This is a genomic window from Bacillus sp. PK3-037 (assembly GCF_054161355.1).
On the sequence record NZ_CP096408.1, the window covers coordinates 48,021 to 70,861 of the forward strand.

The window sequence follows — 22,841 nt, forward strand, 5'->3', positions numbered from 1 at the left end:
TTTTGTTTATAAATGTATGGTTATGTCTAATCAATTTTAATCTATCCATTCTATATTTAATGAAGGCGGTTTATTGCTACCTTTAGGATAATGCCATATTACCTTACTTATAAATGATGTTAGTCCTTCATTAACTTTCGTATCATCTAGCTGTTTCCAATTGTTAAGAAAGTGATCTAGTCGCTCAACAAGTGATTCTTTTGCCTTTATTTCATCTTCTTGAGTTATATTTTCTGTTTCCTTTAATTCTAATTGAAGCTTATCTAATTCTCGTGAACGTATCTTTTTTCTTTCTTTAAAATCTTCTAAATCAATTAAATCTTCCTCCAATTGTATTTGAAGCATTTTCAGCGCTTTTTGAACTTTTCTTATTCTTTCTTCAATCATTTGTATTTTAATAACTTTAGAATCAAAAGGTTGGGATTCTTCTTTTAAATTTTGAAGTTCAGCAATTATTTCTTCACGCCTAATTTTTATTCTGGTTATTATGAGATCCATCATAGAATTATAATTTAAGCCTCTGTTATAGCAACTGTTGCCTAAAGGGTCTTTCCTATTGCAAGGTTTAAGTTCCTTTTTCTGTTTTCGATCTTTTCTAATGGTCACTGAGTGAGTTCTTCCGCATAAGGCACATTTAATCAAATTTGATAAACCGTGTCTTCGTTGGCGTGCTCTTGGGGCAAGTCCTTGTCTCTGGGTCAATTTTTCATTGGCTAAGTCCCACGTTTTTTCATCAATTATGCAAGGTTTTATTGCATCCTTAACAATAATCCATTGTTCTTTAGGTCTTATTTTCCCTTGGTGAGTATTCCTTCCTTTTAATCGGTTGGACACTATCCATCCTTTGTAAATTTCAGAACGGATCATTCTTTCAATGCTTTTTCCACTAAATAAATTCCCTCTTTTAGTTCGATAACCTAACTGGTTTAGATTTATAGCAATATTATCGACACCCATTCCATCTAAAACCAACTGAAAAGCCAACTTGACACCCTTTGCCCGTTCTTTATCAATTTCCACTCTTTTTTCTAAAGGGTTATAAATATAACCAAATGGCGGGGTTCCGTTTGACCACCTGCCTAACTTTGCACTATCCTTTTTTCCTTTCCTTAGCTGTGCTTTTATATTTTCGTACTCCCAATTATTTACGAACCCAGTGAATTTTAATGCTTGCCAATCTTCTTGGATTTCTAAGTCATATATACGTTCACTATCAGTAACAAAGAGGACATCCTCTTGTCTTAATAAACTCATAAATTTAGGTGTCTCGGCGTCGTCTCTAGTAACACGTGCAAGGTTGACAGATAAAACAGCATCAAAAAGATTTTTTTTGATTTCGCAAATCATTTTTTGATACTCTGGACGATTCTCATCCATTGAACTCCCGACTTCTTGAAATAATTTAATCTCCCAGTTGTTTTTTTCTGTAATATCTAACAAGCGTTTTCTATGTTTCGCTAAGGTTTCCTCAGTCTCTTCGCCTTCGTTATTCCGTGATTTTCTGAGGTATATGGCGACTCGTTTTATTTTGTCTTTTAACTCCATATCAGACCACCTTATATGTAATATAATGCTATTATAATATTTTTTAGGTGGTTATTTTAACGGACATGGGATTAAATACAAGTAATAAAGAAATAAAATGAAAGTGTTTGGATAAATCTTCATTAAAAATGCACAATTAGCCTCGTGTCACATAATATAAATTATAAAAAGCCACTTAACCTTAGGTAATGAATTGGGTTGGTTTAGATTGACGAACCTTATTGTTAACAAGTTAAAAGAAATTCAAAATAAAAATTTAGAGTTTGCTCAAAAATGTCCGTCTATTACTCCCTTTTATTTACTAACTCAGGAGGGAGAACTTTTTATTGCATCTAGTTTATCAAATGGTCATTCATTTCAGACGAGTTTTTTCTCAATTATTTCTGTAAATGAGCCGAGCAATTGTGTTGTTTTGGAATTACTTGTTCCTTGTTGTTTACAATCTATGTGCTGTACTAGAGTTTTGTATCGATCAAATTCTCGTATTTTAATTGATACTTCGTTCTTATGTGGAATTGCTGAAGTCAAAATCCCTGTATATGATGGTTTGATCTTAAAAAACATTGTGAAAGATATCTTTAATCTTTGTTTTTCAACCAATGAAAAAACTTCTAACATATTATGGAGCAATGAATCTACTTTTGCTAATACTGCTACAGTCACTCTCCATCATAAAGATAATAAGGATTCTACTATTAAAATTAAACTCCAGACTAAAGAGGACATATATTCATTATGTGTCAAAAAAGGAGAAAGCTTCGCCATTACGGTAAAAGATCTCGAGTGTCTTAAGGTCGATTCATCAAATGGAAAAATACATGGTCTAATAGAAGTTCAGTTGAATCATATTAAAACGACTACAAGATGTTTTTAATTTTGGTTGATTATCCAAACGAATTTGTTGCTTAAAGCATATATTTATAAAGATAAATGCAATGAGGAGGATAATCATGGCAATGCTAGGCGGTTGTAGTAACGAGCAAACAGGTTTTGTAAATGATGCTGTATGTTTCACGATTGATTTAGGGGATACTGGAGCTGTAGCTACACCAGTTTGGGAAGATGGAACTCCCTTTGTTATAAATGGAACAATAATGGTAGAAAACAACGGGATTGTAGGTGTAGGTCCCACAGCCTCGCTTTCAGTTAATGGTACGGCGGTAGCTGGATTTACAGTTGCACCAGGAGAAAGTAGATCCATCACTTTAAATGATATTAACTCAATAGGTATTGTAGGGGCAGGAGGTACTGGGACTGCAAATGTGACCGTTTCTTTCTCACTTAACTATCAATATTAATGAGTTTACATCTTTGAATTCACAAACTTTTGCTGAAAGTAGTGACAGAAATGTGCGCTCAACTTAACTCATGTGGAGGCAGTAGAGGGCCAACAGGACCGACAGGACCAACGGGCGTAACAGGACCGACAGGACCAACGGGCGTAACAGGACCGACAGGACCAACGGGCGTAACAGGACCAACGGGCGTAACAGGACCAACGGGCGTAACAGGAGCAACAGGCGTAACAGGACCAACAGGACCAACGGGCGTAACAGGACCGACAGGACCAACGGGCGTAACAGGAGCAACAGGCGTAACAGGACCAACAGGACCAACCGCAGTAAATCCGCAGTTGTTTTACAATGAGATAATAGGTCCAGTTTCAGTTGCTGTTAACGGTACTGAAACATCAATTGGGACTTTAAATATGCCAACAGTCGCTGGGCAATTAATAAAATTAGATCTTGCCGTTTCTGTGGATGTGACAACTACGGCTAACTCGAACTTTACGTTCCAAATCAGAGTTTATAGAAACGGAGTATTGGTAGGCACACGCTCCGTCCAAAGAAATGTTAATGTTGCAATCACATCAAGATTCCCAATTTGTACAACATATGTAAATACTGCAGCGATTACAGGCACGACTTCCTATGAGGTTAGAATAATCTTTACAACAGCAAGTAATGTGAGTGGCAGCAGCGCACTGAACCTAGATATAAATGCTATTAGTTTCCCTTAATATAGAGAATTGGGATCGTCTTTGTTGGTTAAGGTCAAGTAAAGGATTCATAGAGCAACGTCAATTATAAAAAAGGACATACTGATATTTGGTATATTAGCTACAGTTATACTTTTTGGCGGGGGGATCAACAGGAGAAGCTTTAATCCTTATTCGTTTAAATTAATATAGGTATGTGAAAAGAAAAGAACTGTAACAGGTTCTTTTTTTTTGGTCCTTCAAGGAGAAAGTACAATGGAGCGACTAAGGTAACGGCATTTAAAGCATCGAATCACTAGCTATTTTAAAGTGAAGCTACAGGCCCGTTTCAGTATTGATTTCCATGATGGTCACTCTTAGAGCTATCCTGTTTTTGAATCATATCTTCAAAGTATTTATTGTTTTCAAGCATCCTAGGATCATGAGGACGGTACTGTAAAGCAGCTTTATTATGCTCATAGGCAAACTGATGTTGACCCAGCTTATCGTAACAAACGGCTAATTGTAAGTGGGGCAGCCAGGTGGAGTAGGTAGGGCTTTGAATTGCCATACTTTCAGATCCATAATTTTCAATTGCTTTTTCATACCAATACACTGCGCTTTGTATATCATTTTTTTCTAAAAAAGAGAATCCTAGTCTGCAACACGTCTCAGCCCTAGGGGCCCCGAAGGTGAGAGTATGGAGCACCCAGTTTAATTCCGTTTCCTTCTGTCCTAATAGATGATAGCAATCAGCTAGTTTATTGCATGCTCTAATATTATCCTCTATCCAACCTTGCTTCGTTTTTAAAAAGCGCATGTAGTAGTCAATAGCTTTTTCAATTTTACCGTGGTCAAACAACTCGTTTGCATAGTAAAACAAATCTCTTGGAGAAAATGTTTTACCTGACGAGACCATTTTTTCATAAATACGAAGGTTTCGATTTTCGTCATGACTAAGAGGTATATGAGAAACGGCTATGTCACTGTGATAGAGGTTTCCGTACACCTCTAAGTATTCATGAACGGCACCAGTCCATTTAAAGTTCTTTTCCCGTTTCACAAGCCGATATCTTCTTAAACTGGTTGTGACGTTGTTCTCTTCATCAAAAGCCAGATGATATTTCATTGATACCGCATCAATTTGCGGATCAAGCGTTCTTTTTAAGGTAAGAAACAGCTTTCGATCCCTCTCAGATAAAACATCATCGGCATCAAGCCATAAAATATAGTTAGATGTAGCTTGTTGAAAAGAAAAATTTCGGGCAGCGGCAAAATCATCAATCCACTCAAAATCAAAAATCCGATCTGTGTAACGAGCGACAATGTCTTTAGTTTGATCATCGGAACCGGTATCCACAATATTAATTTCGTCAGTAATGTCGCGCACGGAGTTTAAACAACGGTCAATAACGGCTTCTTCATTTTTTACGATCATACATAAACTGATTGAAATCAACTCTCCACCTCCATGTTGTGAGCTGTATTATCTTTATGTATGGACAATATATAATCAATGTGAGCTTCATTTGACAAGTGATTATAACTCAGAATAATAAGGCTTTTTATTATCTCAATCCTGCTTAGTTGCTATATATATATTGACGTATTTTAACCTGAATGAATCTAAATTAAAATGTATCTTGTGAACAAGGATGTTTTTGGTTACTCTAATAGACATGGCACCAATGACAAGTCGAATAGCCGATGCTGACCAGAACCGGCTTGTTTTCGCGTTTTGCTTTTTCGAAGGCTTCTTCTCCCCAAGGGAACCAGTCCACAGGGTTATGAGCATGTTGAAGTAAATATGGGGACTTCTCAGCGATTAATCTATTGGGTTTACTTTTGTTTGGCATGGGATCACCTTCTTTCACTTTTCATTATTTGTTTCTATTTTTACTGTACCATAGTGGAGTTTAGTTTATACCTTTAAATTATATATGATTGGTATAATCAGTTGAAAAACAATAAGGGGATATTGCATTTTGATTCAATAATTTGAATACAAAAAAAATTAAACTTAAGCTATTCCAATCAGTTTTACTTTATATGCGGACAAACAAAAAAGAGGGCTATATTAACCTCTCTTTTTTGTATTTGTAATATCTACAACGTTATTTATTTTTTAACATATTGATAACTTGTTACCTCTTCACCACGAGGTACATATGAGATATCAAACGTTTTATTATTTCGTTCTATAGTTAATTGTAATTTTGCATTTGAATTCTCTTCTACCACTGGAAGGGAACTATGTTTTAAAATCTTATCCCCATTCTTCAATCCTGATTTGGCAGCATTGGAATCTGGATTAAGACCTTTTACAATAGAATCACTACTAAATACGATGTCATCAAACCCTAAATCAAACTGCTTTTCTTTGACTTTTTTCAACTCATATTGAGGGAAGTAGTCCTTAGGCGGTGTAATAAATTTACCACTGGACATGTCTTGATATGCTTTTTCAGGATTATTCCCTGTTTCATTTTTAATCAAGTTGAAAAACTCATCTTTTCCATACTTTTCACCATTTCGTGCCTTATCTAATAAGGCTATTGTTAAATTATCAAGCGAATGCTTTTCATTATGAGCTTTCTTTATCTCATTATCAAGATTAAGCATATAAATCAAACCTCGTCCATAAGGAACCGTTTGAGCAGCATGGTGTTGCCACGCTTTATCATTGGCTGATTTCAACGATTCTTTTATATATGGGTTTGTATAATATTGTGATAACTTTTGGTTAATATGTTTAACATATTCTTCCTCTGTAATCATTTTAGTACGATAATTGGCTAGTAGGGAATAGTATTCTGCTAGTCCTTCTGCATACAATGAGGACTCTTCTGGACTTGCCTGAATACTAAGCCAGTTATGAGTCATTTCATGAGCCATTAAAAACTGTAAACTTTCAACACTTGGAGTTGTAGTATTACTATACCCAAATGTGTAAGAACGGGTAAGAGCTGTCCCTCCTGTACTGTCATAAGGGTTCTTCCTTATAAATACCCGGTACTCTTCATTCTCATCTTTAAACAGTTTAGAAAGGTAACCATATAGATGTCCGATTTTCTCCCCTAGCTTATCTGTATCAATATCTTGCTTCCCAAGCCAATACATAGAGAAGTTATGGTCTTGATATTTTCCAAGTTTCCCTGCTGCATAATAAGAATTGGCTAGAAGAGCAGTGGTACCGATTTTCTTCACTTTTCCTTCTCCATAAGTCCATACTCCAGAAGATTTAGCAGGCATTTCGCTTAAATCCCATTCTAAATTGATTTCATATGTTTTATTCTCATTAGGAACAGCCATGAACGTAAGACCTGAACCGGTTAATCCACCTGATTCTGGACGTAAATCAAAGTAAGGACCAGGAATCATCTTAGCATCTGCACGGTAGTGAATCGTTATGTCACCTTCCGTTTTACGTTGTACTAAATATTGACGCATTGTGCCAAAAACACTTTGATTATCTTGATTGTCTTTCACTTTTAGAGGTACAGTTCCATTTTTATCAGAAGCTTTAATATCTTTTGCTTTATACTGAGCTGTTGGAACAGAGGCAGCCTTTAAAGGTAATTGAAGGAGCATATCCTTTTCCTTCAATTTAGGATTTTCTATTTCCATCTCTACATCTACATATTTTACTGTTGATTTCTCACTATGAGGTTTCAAGACAACATTTAGAAAGGGAGGATTTTCTTCCTTACCCTTAGAGTTATCTATCTGTTTTTCACTCTTATTTTCTGTTTGCTGACCTTTAGACTGACATCCTGTTAAAAATAGGGTGGCAAGCATCAGTACAGATAGAATCATGTACAGCATTTTATACCTTTTCTTCGCAATCATGTATGTTACTCCTCTCTGCTTCACCTAGAGTTTAAACTTTACTAGGGGGTTCTTTTATATACTAAAACAGAGAGTTAAACTGCCTTTAAATTAAGAATTAAAAATAATAAACAAAAGATAAAAAAATTATAAACTCAACTTTTAAAACGATACCCAGCTCCCCAGATGGTTTGAATATATCTTGGTTCTGATAAATTTTCCTCAATTTTTTCTCTTAGACGATTGATATGTACCGTAACCGTGGAGGTGTCTCCGTAGGTTTCTAATCCCCATACTTTTTCATATAAATCATCTTTGCTAAATACAATATTCGCATGAGTGACTAAGAACAGTAACAGTTCGTATTCCTTGTTTTTTAGCTCTATTTCTATGTCTTTTATATAGACTTGGCGTGATTTTGGATAAATGTGCAGGTCCCCAATTATAATTTCTTCTTCAAAATTGGAGTGTTTTTTTTCCGGATTTATTGATGTCAATCGCTCAAAACGCGAGATGTGAGCCTTTACTCTTGCTACTAATTCGCTAGGGGAAAAGGGCTTTACAATGTAATCATCAGCTCCTTTTCCAAGACCACGAATTTTATCTATATCCTCTTTTTTAGCTGTGACCATCAAAATTGGTGTATGGAGAGATTCCCTTAAACGTTGACATATTTCAAATCCATCCATATTTGGCAGCATGAGATCTAATAATATTAAATGATATTGTCCATCTAATGCTTCCCTCATACCTTTCTCTCCATCGTACTGAATGGTAACCTGATATCCACTCATTTCTAAATAATCTTTTTCAATCTCTGCAATTGACTTGTCATCCTCAATAATTAGTACTTTATGCATCGTATTCCTCCGTATCAACTGTATGTTTAGGTAAGCTTATGATAATACACAGTCCACCTTCTGGTACGTTTTGTGCATGAATGTCACCACCATGATGATGTAAAATTTTTTTTGTAATAGCGAGACCAAGACCACTTCCCTGATTCGGATTCTGTCGTGATCCATCATTTCGATAGAAAGTGTCAAAAAGACTATTTAAACTTTCATCAGGTACTCCTGGTCCATCGTCCGTTAACGTAATATAAACCCTATTCTTCTTTTCAAAAATGCTGACTGTAAGATGCCCATGCTCCTTATTTTTATATTTAACACTGTTTTCTATTATATTTATAAAGGCTGTACGTAAATATAAAGCATCTGCATAGATAAATACATTATTGAGTCGCTTATCTAAGGAAAGAGTTAGCCCTTTGGATTGATACTCATCTCGAACGGTTTCTAATAAATTAAAGATTTCAACAGTCACGTTGATTTTTTTTCGATGTAAAGGAAATTCTTCAAGTTCCAGCTTAGAGAACAAGAAGAGTTTATCAACCAGTTGATCAATATCCTCTGTTTTTTCTTTGATAGTCTGTAAATATCTTTTCTGTGATACTGTATCTTTGGCTACACCATCTATTAAACCTTCTACATAGGCTTTAATTGAGGTAAGAGGAGTTCGTAAATCATGAGATATACCTGCTATTAATTCTTTACGAGAAATTTCATCTTTTTTTCTCTGTTGTGTAAGTTCTTCTAGTCGGTGAGCCATATTGTTGAAGTCCTGACAGACCGAAAAAAACTCATCTTTTCTTTTATAATCAATCCTGTAATTCAGTTCTCCTTGGCTAATTCTCTGGATACCTTCAACCAGTGTATCTAAAGGTAATTGAATACTACGTAATACAAACCTCGTTAATATGATATTTAAGAAAAAGATAGCTAATCCAATTATTAGTAAAGTACCGACCGCAACGGTAAACACTTTCCTAAATGTATTTATATGAGGTTGTTGAATGAATCCAAAATCATACCCTCTGTGAGAAAAGACAGAAATCTCGACTCCATCGGCACGGACTTCCATACTTGATTGATTACTTTGTTTACTTAAACTAGATAGTAGTTGCTCCGTATTCCGTTTTATCTCCTGTTTATTAGGATATATTATAGGGTTTCCCTCGTGGTAAATAGTCATAAAAAATCCGTTATTCTTATTCTGATGATTGAATTTCTCTACTGCATCCTCCATATGAGAAAAATCATAATATGATTTTATTTCTTCTGTAATTTTCTTTTTCTTAAATTCCTCATTCCCTGAGTAAATTAAAGGCAGTATAGAAGAAAATATTAAATTTATAATTACAAATGAAAGCACTATTAAGACATTTGAGAGTGTAAGTCTCCGTTGTACATTCAATTAAATCACTCCATATCTCGCTAAGGCATACATTGATAAATACTTGATTATAGGAAAGTCTGCATTGCGTATTATACACTTCTTCTTTCTTTAATATGGCATGAAACATCTGTGTTTAAAAGTCAATTTTCTAAATCGTATTACGTCTAAGATAGAAGAAAAATAAAAGTACCTCTCTTTATAGGAGGTACTTATCGTATGTTATGTTAACAAGTAAATTATGGCGGAATGTTTATTATCTACGTAACCTGAACCTTTTGGAAAATAGTTGGGTTATCTTATGCCACCAAACACAAGTCATGAGTTACTTCTTTTTGAGGAACTTCCTTATTTCGAAACCTTTTGTCGATTGATAACGTAGACTCTTAATAAAACATAAAGTTTTGTTATTGATTATGAAAGGAGAGTTAAAATGGATTACATTTATAAGGAAAAGAAAAATGGAAATCGTTTAATATCAATCAGAGATAAATGGGAGAATGCACTTATTGAGTTTGAGCAAAAAGGTAATCAAATTGATATAGTGATCAATTATCGTAACGAGAAAACAACTAAGTTTTCGTTGCCAATCGAGACTTTTGAGAGAGCGTATCATGATATTAAAAATAAGTAGGAGAGACAGATAATAATAATAATTCGGTTTGGAAATTTTACTCGCACATCATAAGACATACCAAAACAGAAGCAATCGTTAAATATAATTGCGTTGCAAATAATTTTTTTGTTTTTAACGACTTTCCTCATCTTTGTTCTGTAGTTAATTTTAAGGTGAGTGTTGTCAATAGAACAATAATGAAAAGGAAGGTAATATAAATTATGAAGTTAAGAATAAACTATGTAGTATTATTCATTATGTTATCTGAAGGGTTCTTTATAGCAGGTTTTGCATTAGAGAATGTCCTTGATTATTCATTGGTGATTGGAATCATCTTACAGATCATATTTGTTATTTTTGCCTCAATTTTAGCAATAAAAAAACAAAAGAATACAAACAGGACAAAGTAAGTAATTGCCGTGTTATTTAGTTAAGAGATGAATTAAGTTACGCGGCATCTATTGCAATCGAGTTAGGTTTTTATGGGTGGCAATGTCGAAGGTAAATGGTAAGGAGGTAAGAATGTCTTTTATTACAATAATTGAAATTATCTTAGTGATAACAGTATTGGGGTTATTTTCATGTACTTTTAAAAGGCAAAAAAGTGTTAATGATGATGTTGTTTTTAGTTATGCTAGATATATGATTTATTTGCTTGTAGCTGAAGTTGCAATATATGTCATATTTCAATTGTTTTAGTAAAGTTAGACCTTTTAAGGACTAACTTTTAAACCTTTTCAACTAACCTGTATCTTTTGCAATTTACACGCTTATAATAGATGAATACCTATATCATCGGGGGGAGAACCATTGAACGTACAAGCGTTTTCTGTGTTTAGTCGAAGAGTCCTAATTGTTCAGCAAACGGGTCTTTTAAGAAATGTTATCTAACGACGCTTGTGCAAAAATAATATTGTTGTTTAATTTACAATAAAGTCATTTGAAAAATAATATTAGTTGTTTAAAAATCCTTATTCCACGAACGGAGCAGGTTAGTGGAAGCAATAGTAATTTAGGTTTGACTGGGAAAATTGTCGATGATATTAAAAAAGACACCGAAGTGTCTTATGTTTTTCAAATTAAGCATACCGATAAATTGAAATTTAATTACTTAACATTATGCTTATCTTGGGAGCGAGGTATTTTATCGGTGAGTGTATACAAACCATGTAATGCTTGCTGTTAATAATGCTGACGAAATCAAAGCTGTAAGAACACTATATGTTTGCCAAATAAGTATCGTTGACCAATCGAAAGCACAGCACAGTATACCCAGGGCAATCGTAGCGATCAGGAAAATAACTGTTACGATTATTCTCTTTTTTGTCATTGGCTGCCGCTCATTCGTTTTCCTTCTGCGTAATCCTAAGAGAAATAGGAGAACGGCCAATAGGCAAAGAATAATAGTGATAGACGACAAAATGATATCCAAAAGCTGTGTGCCGCTTATTTCATATGACTGAGTTAGATTACCGTCTAATATATCTTTAACTTTTAGTACCAGGTTTATATTGGTATTTGCGCCGTTGCTCAGCAAGCAGACGGCTGTTCGTTCATTTAGCAGTATGACTACTTCGGTTCTGAAATTTGGATTGCCCCCAGTGTGTTCTATAATCGTTTGGTCAGCGTTTACCGACCAGCCTGCCGCATAATACATATCGTTGACAGCCGAAACAGACATATCACCCCTATGTGATTTTTCGATAACCGTGTGAAATATTTCGGGTATGTCCTGCACAATACCCATCTGTATGCCCATCCAACGCGCCATATCTTTTGTATTAGAAATGATGTAGCCTGCGGGCTTATTCCCAGCATAATCCGGAGCTTTAAATGGAGTTGTCATAAAAAAGGAAGAACGGTAGCCCTGTGCCAACTGTCCAGTGGCTTGAGCATCTTCTTTATAAACATACGTCTGGTGAAGACCTAACCGCTGAAATACCTGTTCCCTCATAAAGTCTTCATAGCTTTGTCGCGACACAATCTCAATAACCAAGCCCAATACGTCATAATTAACGGTTCCATAGTTATACTGTTCACCGGGAGGGAACGCCAATTCAGCATCTACGAGCATTTCCACAGTCTTTTGCAACATATCCGGTGTATTGCCTTGTGGAATACTTTGAGTATGCCTAATATTTGTTAGACCACTGGTATGGTGAAGAAAGTTATTTAGTGTAAGGCTTTGCATATCAACAGGTTTCCCTTGATACTTTAACGTAAACCAAGGTAAATATTTTTGGACAGGGTCAGTCATTGAGAGCAGCCCTTGCTCTTCCAACAGCATAATACCCATACCGGTAAAAGCTTTACTGACCGAGGCTAACTCATAGAGTGTATTTTCACTTGCAGACAACCCCTTTTCACGGTCAGCATACCCTGAAGAAAAGTAGAACACTTCATCATCAGCAAGTATTGAGATTGACATTCCCGGCACACCTGATATACGAGAGGCATCATCTAGCAACGCTTGTATTGCCGCAGATTTCGAATCAGACAACGCATAACTTTGTGTTGCGAATCCTGAGAATAATATAAATATCGTTAATACAAAAACAATAATCTTTTTCATAAACTCTCCTTTTCGAAAAATTATAATAGAATAATATAAATAACCTACTTTTACAACTACTAAACTAAATTTTGATTTATATTTCTATTAACCTATATAATATCAATTAATTGGGAAGAGTTACACTTAACGAACAGATGCGTTAGTTCAATAAGAAAAACGATCTTCAACAATCGGGCGCGATTGTTGAAAAGAATTACAAGGGTGATACATATTACACATGACTAATATGTATCACCCTTTATTTTTTATGACTTTTTGCGTTTTAGGTATTGATAATGTAAATCAGGGGATATAATTTTTTAGTTTGCTATGATATGTAAGATTAAAATGAAGTGATTTAACATGAATTGTTTATTGGTTATTTTAAGAGTCATGCCACCAATGACATGTCGAATAGCCGATGCTGACCAGAACCGGCTTGTTTTCGCGTTTTGCTTTTTCGAAGGCTTCTTCTCCCCAAGGGAACCAGTCCACAGGGTTATAAGCATGTTGAAGTAAATATGGAGACTTCTCAGCGATTAATCTATTGGGTTTATTGTTAGTGGGCATGGGATCACCTTCTTTTAACTTGTTTTTCATTCTTACTGTATCACAAGTATAAAATTAAATACTTTAAATATTTTCCCTTTCAAACGTGGAGGTGTTTTTTATTTATCTCATATTATGGGTCAGTCCCGTCAATTAAGGTTCTTTTTTGTGCCGATAATATATCTTTTGTTAAAAGGGTAGCTCCCCATCCCCATCAAGCTAATATTTTGAAGTACCCCCAAAACGAAATTTTTATCTCTTGATAGTGATTTATGAAAATTAAATTCATTTTTTCGTTTTGGGTAACAGCCAATTTCTTAAGTTGATGGATGTGTGTTGCTACCCCAATAAGTGCTAATCGTTGAATGTATTCAATTTTAAAGTGAATCTATTATATTGCTTGACATGGGTAAATGCTATAATAGTAAATTGTGGATAACGGATATGCCTTATATGTTTAGAGAGGTGGTGAATTATGCTTAATAAGCCGAGTGATTATATTGAAGCTGGTTTGAAGCTGGAGTTGGAAGAAGATTTAAAATACTTATTTAATTCAACAGCTGATATAAAGATGGTACCAAAGGGTACAATTGTTTTAAGTCAGGGGCAAAGAGTGTCTTCACTGTATTATATTCATAAAGGAATTATGAGAGGATATTATATAGATGCTGCAGGCAATGATGTGACAAAATGTTTTGCAGCTGAAACGGAATTTGCCTGTGCAGAGGGTTTATTAAGAGTTGAAGAAGCTAGATTTAATGTAGAAAGCCTGCAAGACAGTATTTGTGTTGTTATTCCGTATAATTCCATATACCAAGGTATGAAGAAAACAAATCAAATGCAGGTTATATTCACTAATTATATTCAGAAGATTCTTGTTGGTATGCTAAATCGAGAACAGGCGTTACTTATGAAAGATGCACTGGAAAGGTACATGGAGTTTAAAAGAGAGTATTCTTCTTTAGAAAGCAGAATAAATCAATCATATATTGCTTCTTATATTGGAATTAGAGCAAGCTCACTTAGTAGAATTAAGAGAAGTATGAAAATAGAATAAACGTTTTTAGGAAACATCAAATAAAAGTATTTGGTGTTTTTTTATTGCAATTTACATATGTCAATTACAACAGGCTATTATCGCATTATGATGACTGGTATAATCACTGATTTAGGAGGATTTATTTATGAAGAAAATTTCCTTGGTAACAGGTGCAAATGGTCATTTGGGTAACAACTTGGTAAGAGAATTATTAAAAAGAGGAGAAACTGTTAGAGCAGGTGTACGAGATTTAAAGGACAAAGAACCATTTATAGGCCTTGATTGTGAGATTGTCTACGCCGATTTGAGAGATAAAGACTCACTTCATAAAGCACTTGATGGAGTGAATACCTTATATCAAGTAGCTGCTGTATTTAAACATTGGGCACAAGATCCTGAAAAAGAGATCATTATTCCTAATGTTGAGGCAACTCAAAATATAATGGAGGCTGCTAAAGAAACAAATGTAAGAAAAATAGTATATGTAAGTTCCGTAGCAGCATTGTCATTGGACAAGACAAACTTAAAGGGTAAAATTGATGAAACTACATGGCTTGAAAACAGTCATGGAAATGCATACTTTGATTCAAAAGCACGAGCTGAAAGAACAGCTTGGGAGCTGGCAGAAAAATATGATTTGGATATGGTTAGCGTTCTTCCTGGTGCAATGATTGGTGGAGAGTTTTTAAAGAAAACTCCAACCATACTGGCCTTCGATAGTATTCTTTTAGGAAAGATGAAAGTTAACTATATAAGTGAAATGACGCCAATAGATGTAACTGATGTTGTGAAAGGTATGATTGCTGCAGCGGAAAAAGGTGTAAGGGGTACAAGATATATCTTGGCTAATGAAGAGCCTGTAACTTCAGATGATATCATTAAAATTGCAAAAAAATTTATTCCTAATCTTGAGATACCACAAAAATGTACTAAAGAACAGTTGTTACATTTAGCTGATAAACTTGAATTTGAAGCAAAGGTAAAGAATACTCAGCCATCACTACTTAGAAGTCAGGTAGAATTATATTATGGTGGAATAAATAGACACTATGACCTTACTACATCAAGACAGGATTTGAATTTTAAGCCTAAGTTGGGTGAAGTGGCATTAGAAGAGTATTTTAAACGTTTTTTGCTAGCCTAAGAAAAAAACCTTATAATGAATCGGCTAATAGATGTTTTTGCCTTCCGGCTTTATTTTCGTTACAAGCATCATCTTGGCGTAAAAGATTCATGAATTTAGGTGTCTCTGCATCATCCCTTGTAACCCGGGCTAAGTTAACTGACAAAACAGCCTCAAATATGCCATCAGTGAGTTTGTTAATCATCCTTTGGTATTCAGTTCGCATTTCATCCATTGAACTTCCAACTTCTTGGAATATATACTGACAATTGTTTTTATGAGCAATATCAAGAAGTCTTTTTCGATGTTTTGCCAAGGTTTCTTCTGTTTCATCGCCCTCTTTATTTCGTGATTTTCTTAGATAAATGGCTGCTCGCTTGATTTTGTTTTTTAACTCCAACAGCTCATTACCCTTTATGGTTTCCTGAATGTAATATACTTCTAGAATATTGTAATTATAGGTGTGTGGCTATACGGACTTGGCACCAGTGATAAGGGGTATAACCGTTACTGATGAGCAAGAGTAAAAAAAAGTATTGAATGGTGCAGGTAAAGAAGACATTATTTAACTTAGTAGGCTCTGTCAATCAAGCTATTCTTTATTTCTATAAATCAATTATTAAAAGGAGGTTATATATGAGAAAGTTCTCTAACTCATTTAAAGCACTCTGGATTGGTGAAATCGTATCAGAGTTTGGCGGAGTTGTGGGAGGGATAATTAACGGTTTATTATTATATGAAGTAACGGGTTCTAAAGAATGGATGGGGGCATTATGGCTGGTTTATTTTATACCCTCTTTAGTTTTACAGGGAATAAGCTCACCTTTTTTAAATCAAGTTGTAAAGGAGAAAGTGCTCAAAAACATACAACTCATTCGTGCCTGTGCTTATACACTCCCCCTCATCGGATACTCAATACATACAGAATTAGCAATGATTTCAGGACTAGTCATACTACAATGTATATTAGGTCTAATGCAACCAATATACGCTAGTCTATCATTTTCTTTGTTGCCAGACATATGTAAAGAAGATGAGTTAATTTCAGCTAATGGATTGCTAGATGGAACTTTGAGGATAATGTCTTTTGTTGCACCAGCAGTAACTTCTTTACTCTTATTAATCACTCCAATGCACTTCATATATATTCTTTCATGCATTATGTTTCTAATAAGTTATCTCTTACTTTCGCGTATTCCGAAAACAAGTATTATCAAGGTTAATAAATGGACTAAAAAATTCTGGTGGTCAGAAATGAAAGAAGGGTATAAAACCTTTTTTAAGTACCCGAAACTCATTCGCTTTGCTTTTCTTTCTTCTATGGTACAATTTGCTGTTGGAGCAACAATGGTTTTAAGTGTCCCCTTTATACGTGGAGATCTGGAGGGACATTATTGGGAATATGCAATTTTTTCTGGCTCATTTCCAGTTGGTTATGCATTAGGAATGATCCTTCTCATAAAGTTACCTAAGACTGACCATTTCATGTACTTTGGTTTAATTGGAGGAGGTTTTTCATTTGTCCTTTTGTTTTTTGTTAACTCTATACCTTTTGCGTGGATATGTGAATTGTTAGGCGGTATGTTGTTTCCACTATTTAACGCTCGAAGTGCTGCCATTTTTCAACAAGAGGCTCCTAGAGATCGTTTATCTCAATTAAGCGCTGTTCGTTTGCTTTTTCACCGAGCAACAAAGCCCTTAGGGATTTTATTTGCTTCAACAGTCTTTTTAAACACACGTCAAATATATCTTATCGTCGGTATGTTAATTCTTATACCAGGAGTGTTTTATTTTTTATTTTCAACAGTGTTTCAGAGAAACTTTAATAATAGCGAAAGGAAGGTCAGTTAATTTATCTAAGACCTCAATAGCATCAATGATACCAAGGGTTTTGAAGACCATGGTGTTTTTTTATCTCTTATTTTCGGCTATTCAAATAGACTTGGCACCAATGATTAGTTGAATAACCAATCAGAAAGTACAGAAAAAAGGCAAGGAAACCTTGCCCTTCATTTAATTTGATATAAAAGAAAATGCATCTTTAATAAAGCGTTTTTCTTTTTCAGTTAACGGATCAAGAATATTGAGTTGGTCTTTTTGATTAAAATGAATCACATTATCTTTTGAGTTTTTAATTTTTAAAAGCGTTTTTCTATTAAGTGCTACAAAATCTTTTATAAAAAGTTGTGCTTCCTTTGATTGGGGGCTTACATTTTCAATCACAAGGCTTTTCAACTTTGTAAATACTGAAAAATATTCTTTATCTAAGTCTAATCTTTCATTGCTTCTAAAGTTATAAATTGAGTTTTCGATTTGATTCAGTTCATCTAAGTTCTCTTCTTCCCAAAGGATAGAATGAATAATAAAACAAAAGATACTTGTGTAGACTTCTTGTTGGTTTTCTAATATAGCAAACATATGGTTAAGTTGATCAATTGTCTGTTGTATTTTCTCTTGTTCTGCGAGGAGCTGCTTTTTTTTAAACATGATTGTATGCGTGATATCTCGTTTTTCAATTTGTTCGGCGACCAAAAAGTCTGAAATGTCCTTTAGGGAAAAACCTATAAATTTTAATGATTGAATTTGTTGCAGCCTTTTGAGATCTTTAAAACTATATAATCGATGTCCACCTTCATTATAATCACTCGGTTGAAGTAATCCGATTTTGTCATAGTATCTAAGAGTACGAATCGTTACACCAGTTCGCTTGGCTAATTGCCCAATTGTTAAAAAGTTATTCGACATATTATGCTCCTTTTGCTGCAATCTTTTTGTTTTTGATATATTGAATTGCAGGATACTGGTAAGGTTTTTGCATAGCTATGCACATCATAGCAAATAAAATAATCATTGTTTCAATTGCTAATATAACGTACTTGACCCAAGGTGGTAAAAAACTGCTGCTTATAAAGAGGGGAATTAAAGTTAAATGGAAGTTTAGTGCTTTTCTGCTTGCTTCACGATAAAAGATGTTCTTCTTTCGTTGCGAAAAAAACATAACGAGTGGAGGTAACACACCTAGAGCTAAAGAAATTCCTAACATCATTTGCACGAATAAAATTTCTTTTTTTGTGGGTTTCTTCATAAAAATCACCTTTCTTTCTAAACTTAAATATAAGTTTAAAAGATGACGTGAGGAGAGGATCAATAAAGAATAAACAATTTTCACACTAATGGAGATATTTCATGAAGTGCGGACTACAGATTACTGGTTCGGTTATTCTAACGAACATGCCACCAAATTCATGTCATGGGAAAGAGATAGGCAATATACATCGGCCTATCTCCACAATATTTATGAATACCCTTCATTATTTAATGTTTCTCTCTCTTTTAGATCTCCAAGTATGTATCCAATACATGAAAGTCCAACAATAATAGGAATTGCTATAAAGGAGCCGATAAAAGGATAAGCGGCAAGACATAATAGACAAGCAATGACAGCTAGAAACTTACCAAAGACATTTGTAATCAGCCGAACTCCTGCTGCTGTACCAACTATATAGGTTGCTATTGCTAACGAATTAGGAATAAACACTAATTGGTCTAATCCAATGTGAAAAATAAAACTAAAAAGTAAACCAACCCCGGCGATTGCTCCTACTAATAGTACAGCACGGCTAGGGGTTGAATATTTTTTATTCATGTTGTCCAGCCATGAGGGGGCAAGACGTTTATGAGATAAGGAATAACCTAATCGGCTCATACTTGCCACAAACGCATTGTTAGTTCCTAAACAAATGATAAAGGCAAGTATTGCTGTTGCCCAAGCACCATTTACCCCTGCCGCTTTTTCAACGACTTGTGCTATTGAAGCATTATTCATAGCACTATTAACGGTTTGTTTACCAGTTGAATAAGAGTTTGTGCCAATGACAGCTAAAGCGATGCCTATGTATAGTACACCAATAATAACAATGGCTCCCCATGTTGATCGCATGATGTTTTGTTTTCTCGGGCTTTTAAATTCAGGTGCCAGACTAGAGATTGCTTCCCATCCAAAGAATGACCAAAAAATGAGCATTGCAGATTGGCCGATTGGAATGATGCTGTTTTTTGTGATGTGTGGTGTTATGCTCTCATGGTCAATTGCTGGAAATGCTAAAACTGTTGTACCTAATAATATCAATAAAGTAAGTCCGGCTAATACCAATTGAATGTTTCCACTTGTTTGCAGACCTACATAGTTTCCGATTACAGCGATTGAGAGTAATATGCTTGCAATAATATATGCGGAAAAATGCGGTAAATTGAACGCAAAAGATATATAAGTCCCACCTGTTAATGAAACAATAATTTGTCCTACACTTCCTGCGATGAAAAAAAACCATCCACAAATAGCACCTGCATAATGACCAAAAGCTTTATCCGTAAAAGTTAATATTCCGCCTGAGCTAGGGAAATCAATTGAAAGGAATGCAAATGTGCACGCTAATGGAATACTTAGCAGCACCATAATGATCCATGAAACTAATGCATTTGAACCCGCGATCCCTGCTGTCATACCAGGTAATATTAATATTCCTGATCCCAATACGGCTCCTACATACAGAGCAGTGCCTTGTGAAACTGATATAGTTTGCTTCAATGGCTGAGTCAAAGATATTCCCTCCTTACATTTCTGAACTTATATTTATTATAGAAGGTTATTCTCTTTGTTTATATAAACTAATGAATGTTTTATTCTCTTTTGCTTTACGATATGGATGAAAAATAATAAAATTATATGCAATTATGAAAAAGGGTGATGGGAATGGACGGAATAGATCGGAAATTATTAGAACTGCTCCAAGAGGATGCACGAATAACGATTATTGAACTATCGAAAAAACTGAATTTAAGTCGTCCGAGTGTAAACGACCGATTACGTCGTTTGCAGGAAAACGGTGTTATTCAGGGGTTTACAGCACGCGTTTCAGCTGAGGCTATTGGGAAAGGTACAATTGTGATTATACAAATAGGAAATTTAAAAATAGAGTGTCGTCGATTTGAGGAATTGATCAAGGAAGAAACGGATATTCTAGAATGCCATAGAGTAACAGGAACGAATAGCTATTTTCTAAAGGCAGCAGTAGCTACGATGAAGGATTTAGAAGCTTTAGTAGACCGCCTTATTCCTTATGGTCAATTAAATACATCTGTGGTACTGTCATCGCCTATTCTTTCACGCCCTCTGCTTCCTGTCACTGGTAGATAAAAAAACTTTATGTATGTCCTAATGTCCGGCTATTCTAACAGACATGACACCAATGACGAGTAGGATAACCGAGGCTGGTCAGTATAGATACTGGTACCAATAGCGTTCATATTATAAAAGAAGTTTGTAATGAAAAAAGACAACGATATGTTGTCCTTTTTTTGTCTTAGAAAGCCTCATTATTCTTCTTTAAGTTAAGCCCGAGAATTGTTAGTAAGGAGAAAAATAAAACAAATAAAGGTAATATGAAGTATGTAACATAAGGGATATCAACAAAATCGCCAATTATTAAAGATAATCCTAGAATTGAATAATAAGAAATAGCAATTTTTGGATTATTTTTAAATCCAGCCTTAGAAACTAACCACATGTATTTATCTTTATTAGTCTTAACAAGTAAAGCACACATAATACTCATAAAACCTAAGAGAGATAAACCCAACTTTTGCACCGCCTATTATTATTTTTAATAATAATACTATCATAATATTCCAAAAAGATCTCTGTAATGGACCAAATTGGTTTGTGATTGTAAACAAGTTGGATCTCTGAATGTGTTTTTTGGTTACTTTAGCTGACCTGCCACCAATAGCATGTCGAATATCCGATGCTTACGAGAACCGGATTATTTTCACGTTTTGCTTTTTCGAAGGCTTCGTCTCCCCAAGGAAACCAATTCACAGGGTTATGAGCGTGTTGAAGTAAATAAGGAGATTTCTTAGCGATTAATCTATTGGGCTTATTTTTATTTGGCTTTATATTTAACTTAACGCATTTTCTCAAAAATAATCCCTGTTTCTTTATACAGCTGACTGTTCTTTAGTATTGTACTTAGAAATACGTATTACTCCCGAAGCAGTTAAAACACCTAATATAACTAACAGAGCCCCAATAATTTGAAATACCTTTATCGGTGTTCCAACGGCAAATGAAATAATCATCGTTACAACGGGAACAAGGTTGAAAAATAAAGATGTTTTTCCTGCCCCAATCTCCTTAATCCCCTGATTCCACCATAGGTAACCCAAAACACTTGTAAAGAAAGCCATAAAGGCAATTGCCCCCCAAACTCCAATCGGGATGTTCGATAAAGAAACAGGGTTGGATGTAAATAAGGAAACTACTATTAAACTAACAGCACCGATAACCATCGTATAAGTGGTTGTAGATAGCGGAGTACCATCTTTTACAAACCGACGTCCAAGTACACCATAAAGTGCCCAACAAACGTTACCTGTAAAGATTATTAAATCTCCGCCTGAAATTGATAAGGTTTTAATGGTTTCGATAGAACCTTGTGTAATGACTAGCAATACACCGATGAAAGCAAAGAAGGTGCCGAGACCTTGTTTTTTTGTCATTTTGTCCTTTAAGATAATACGAGCGAGAATTGCTGTTAATAAAGGATTCAGCCCCATTATTAATGCTCCGTTAACGGGAGATGTATATTTCAAACCAACAAAAAACAATGCATTAAATCCAAAGATTCCTATAATTCCAAGAACAATGTATGAAACGGCGTTTTTCCGTAATTGACTCTTCTTTATACCTTCAGTAAAAATCAAAATGATGAGCATCACCGCAGCCGCTAAACCGAAACGCCATGCCGCAGAAGACGATGGAGAAAAATATCCCACTGTATATTTTGCAAGATGAAAAGTAGCTCCCGTGAAAATAGAGAAGCCAAGTAACATCAGGTATATATTTAAATGTTTCATTTGTTTTCCACTTCCTCTATCAAAATTGAATAATATGTATCCAGTTTTCCTTTTGTAGTAGAAATTACTTCTTCCAGCTCCATTTTTTTAATTTCCATTTTCTCTAAGTGCTTGGTTAAAATCTCAATACGTTTATTTAGAGATGGGGAGAGTTGTGACGATTTAACTTCCGAATTGATTTTTTCCAAAATACAGCCGTCTTTGACAAACTCATTCATATCCTCCAAAGACATACCTGTTTCCTTTAAACTTTTAAGGAATGTCATGAATTGAATATCAGTCTCTGTATAAAAACGCCTTCCACTGTTTTTTCGTTTTGGTGGTGGAAGTAACCCAATCTTTTCGTAATATCTTAATGTATACGAGCTAATACTAGTCTTCTCAGCAGCTTTACTAATGGAATACAAAAAACATCATCCCTCTCTTTTGATTAAAGTTAGTTTACAACTTAGAGTTAAC

General features: G+C 34.8%; 22 protein-coding genes and 1 pseudogene. 7 read left to right on the forward strand and 16 right to left on the reverse strand.

Going from position 1 to position 22,841, the window contains the following annotated elements:
- Positions 1-36 precede the first annotated feature (36 nt).
- Positions 37-1,545, reverse strand: coding sequence for a recombinase family protein (locus M1D69_RS00285; RefSeq protein WP_458104956.1), 1,509 nt, complete (start codon positions 1,543-1,545; stop codon positions 37-39).
- A gap of 208 nt (positions 1,546-1,753) precedes the next feature.
- On the opposite strand from M1D69_RS00285, the gene M1D69_RS00290 reads away from it, so the two are divergent.
- Both M1D69_RS00290 and M1D69_RS00295 read left to right on the forward strand, forming a co-directional pair.
- Positions 1,754-2,419 carry a CotZ-related putative spore coat protein gene (locus M1D69_RS00290; protein ID WP_458104955.1) on the forward strand — a complete coding sequence of 222 codons (666 nt, stop codon included), beginning with the start codon at positions 1,754-1,756 and terminating at the stop codon, positions 2,417-2,419.
- A gap of 76 nt (positions 2,420-2,495) precedes the next feature.
- The gene (locus M1D69_RS00295) at positions 2,496-2,843 is read left to right on the forward strand and encodes a DUF3992 domain-containing protein (RefSeq protein WP_458104954.1); all 348 of its coding nucleotides are present in this window, start codon (positions 2,496-2,498) and stop codon (positions 2,841-2,843) included.
- Between the two features lie 1,029 nt (positions 2,844-3,872).
- On the opposite strand, the gene M1D69_RS00300 is transcribed toward M1D69_RS00295, so the two are convergent.
- From M1D69_RS00300 to M1D69_RS00320, 5 genes and pseudogenes are all read right to left on the reverse strand, one after another.
- Positions 3,873-4,982 carry a glycosyltransferase gene (locus M1D69_RS00300; RefSeq protein WP_458104953.1) on the reverse strand — a complete coding sequence of 370 codons (1,110 nt, stop codon included), beginning with the start codon at positions 4,980-4,982 and terminating at the stop codon, positions 3,873-3,875.
- Between the two features lie 217 nt (positions 4,983-5,199).
- Positions 5,200-5,379: pseudogene (locus M1D69_RS00305) on the reverse strand (DUF255 domain-containing protein); the annotation flags it as partial.
- Positions 5,380-5,641: 262 nt separating this feature from the next.
- The gene (locus M1D69_RS00310) at positions 5,642-7,372 is read right to left on the reverse strand and encodes a hypothetical protein (protein ID WP_458104952.1); all 1,731 of its coding nucleotides are present in this window, start codon (positions 7,370-7,372) and stop codon (positions 5,642-5,644) included.
- Positions 7,373-7,506: 134 nt separating this feature from the next.
- Positions 7,507-8,211: a response regulator transcription factor gene (locus M1D69_RS00315; RefSeq protein ID WP_103803388.1), complete on the reverse strand. Its 705-nt coding sequence runs from the start codon at positions 8,209-8,211 to the stop codon at positions 7,507-7,509.
- A complete protein-coding gene (locus M1D69_RS00320; RefSeq protein WP_458104951.1) occupies positions 8,204-9,607 on the reverse strand; it encodes a sensor histidine kinase in 1,404 nt (467 codons plus the stop codon). Before M1D69_RS00320 ends, M1D69_RS00315 begins: the two co-directional genes overlap by 8 nt.
- Positions 9,608-10,019: 412 nt before the next feature.
- On the opposite strand from M1D69_RS00320, the gene M1D69_RS00325 reads away from it, so the two are divergent.
- On the forward strand, positions 10,020-10,220 hold the full coding sequence (locus tag M1D69_RS00325) for a hypothetical protein (protein ID WP_458104950.1): 201 nt from the start codon (positions 10,020-10,022) through the stop codon (positions 10,218-10,220).
- 1,126 nt (positions 10,221-11,346) lie between these two features.
- Here the strand turns inward: M1D69_RS00325 and M1D69_RS00330 are convergent.
- A complete protein-coding gene (locus M1D69_RS00330) occupies positions 11,347-12,774 on the reverse strand; it encodes a serine hydrolase domain-containing protein (RefSeq protein ID WP_000720967.1) in 1,428 nt (475 codons plus the stop codon).
- Positions 12,775-13,140: 366 nt separating this feature from the next.
- Positions 13,141-13,326: a DUF255 domain-containing protein gene (locus M1D69_RS00335; protein WP_458106232.1), complete on the reverse strand. Its 186-nt coding sequence runs from the start codon at positions 13,324-13,326 to the stop codon at positions 13,141-13,143.
- A gap of 454 nt (positions 13,327-13,780) precedes the next feature.
- Here M1D69_RS00335 and M1D69_RS00340 point away from each other — a divergent pair, with 454 nt between their 5' ends.
- Both M1D69_RS00340 and M1D69_RS00345 read left to right on the forward strand, forming a co-directional pair.
- On the forward strand, positions 13,781-14,362 hold the full coding sequence (locus M1D69_RS00340; protein ID WP_458104949.1) for a Crp/Fnr family transcriptional regulator: 582 nt from the start codon (positions 13,781-13,783) through the stop codon (positions 14,360-14,362).
- Between the two features lie 127 nt (positions 14,363-14,489).
- Positions 14,490-15,488, forward strand: a complete 999-nt coding sequence (locus M1D69_RS00345) for an NAD-dependent epimerase/dehydratase family protein (RefSeq protein ID WP_458104948.1) — start codon at positions 14,490-14,492, stop codon at positions 15,486-15,488.
- Positions 15,489-15,498: 10 nt separating this feature from the next.
- On the opposite strand, the gene M1D69_RS00350 is transcribed toward M1D69_RS00345, so the two are convergent.
- The gene (locus M1D69_RS00350) at positions 15,499-15,867 is read right to left on the reverse strand and encodes a recombinase family protein (RefSeq protein WP_458104947.1); all 369 of its coding nucleotides are present in this window, start codon (positions 15,865-15,867) and stop codon (positions 15,499-15,501) included.
- 236 nt (positions 15,868-16,103) lie between these two features.
- Between M1D69_RS00350 and M1D69_RS00355 the strand changes: the two genes are divergently transcribed.
- Positions 16,104-17,318, forward strand: a complete 1,215-nt coding sequence (locus M1D69_RS00355; protein ID WP_458104946.1) for an MFS transporter — start codon at positions 16,104-16,106, stop codon at positions 17,316-17,318.
- 162 nt (positions 17,319-17,480) lie between these two features.
- On the opposite strand, the gene M1D69_RS00360 is transcribed toward M1D69_RS00355, so the two are convergent.
- The 3 genes from M1D69_RS00360 to M1D69_RS00370 all read right to left on the reverse strand — a co-directional run bounded on the left by M1D69_RS00360 (position 17,481) and on the right by M1D69_RS00370 (position 20,067).
- Entirely contained in the window at positions 17,481-18,212 is a 732-nt protein-coding gene (locus tag M1D69_RS00360) for a MerR family transcriptional regulator (RefSeq protein ID WP_458104945.1), read from the reverse strand.
- 1 nt (position 18,213) lies between these two features.
- A complete protein-coding gene (locus M1D69_RS00365; protein ID WP_202656545.1) occupies positions 18,214-18,552 on the reverse strand; it encodes a DUF4870 domain-containing protein in 339 nt (112 codons plus the stop codon).
- A gap of 210 nt (positions 18,553-18,762) precedes the next feature.
- A complete protein-coding gene (locus tag M1D69_RS00370; RefSeq protein ID WP_458104944.1) occupies positions 18,763-20,067 on the reverse strand; it encodes an APC family permease in 1,305 nt (434 codons plus the stop codon).
- A 153-nt stretch (positions 20,068-20,220) separates the two neighbouring features.
- Between M1D69_RS00370 and M1D69_RS00375 the strand changes: the two genes are divergently transcribed.
- The gene (locus M1D69_RS00375; RefSeq protein ID WP_044160258.1) at positions 20,221-20,664 is read left to right on the forward strand and encodes an Lrp/AsnC family transcriptional regulator; all 444 of its coding nucleotides are present in this window, start codon (positions 20,221-20,223) and stop codon (positions 20,662-20,664) included.
- Between the two features lie 166 nt (positions 20,665-20,830).
- On the opposite strand, the gene M1D69_RS00380 is transcribed toward M1D69_RS00375, so the two are convergent.
- From M1D69_RS00380 to M1D69_RS00395, 4 genes are all read right to left on the reverse strand, one after another.
- Positions 20,831-21,106, reverse strand: a complete 276-nt coding sequence (locus M1D69_RS00380) for a hypothetical protein (RefSeq protein WP_458104943.1) — start codon at positions 21,104-21,106, stop codon at positions 20,831-20,833.
- 128 nt (positions 21,107-21,234) lie between these two features.
- Positions 21,235-21,423, reverse strand: coding sequence for a DUF255 domain-containing protein (locus tag M1D69_RS00385; RefSeq protein WP_458106231.1), 189 nt, complete (start codon positions 21,421-21,423; stop codon positions 21,235-21,237).
- 41 nt (positions 21,424-21,464) lie between these two features.
- The gene (locus tag M1D69_RS00390) at positions 21,465-22,382 is read right to left on the reverse strand and encodes a DMT family transporter (protein WP_458104942.1); all 918 of its coding nucleotides are present in this window, start codon (positions 22,380-22,382) and stop codon (positions 21,465-21,467) included.
- Positions 22,379-22,789 carry a MerR family transcriptional regulator gene (locus M1D69_RS00395; RefSeq protein WP_458104941.1) on the reverse strand — a complete coding sequence of 137 codons (411 nt, stop codon included), beginning with the start codon at positions 22,787-22,789 and terminating at the stop codon, positions 22,379-22,381. Before M1D69_RS00395 ends, M1D69_RS00390 begins: the two co-directional genes overlap by 4 nt.
- Positions 22,790-22,841 lie beyond the last annotated feature (52 nt).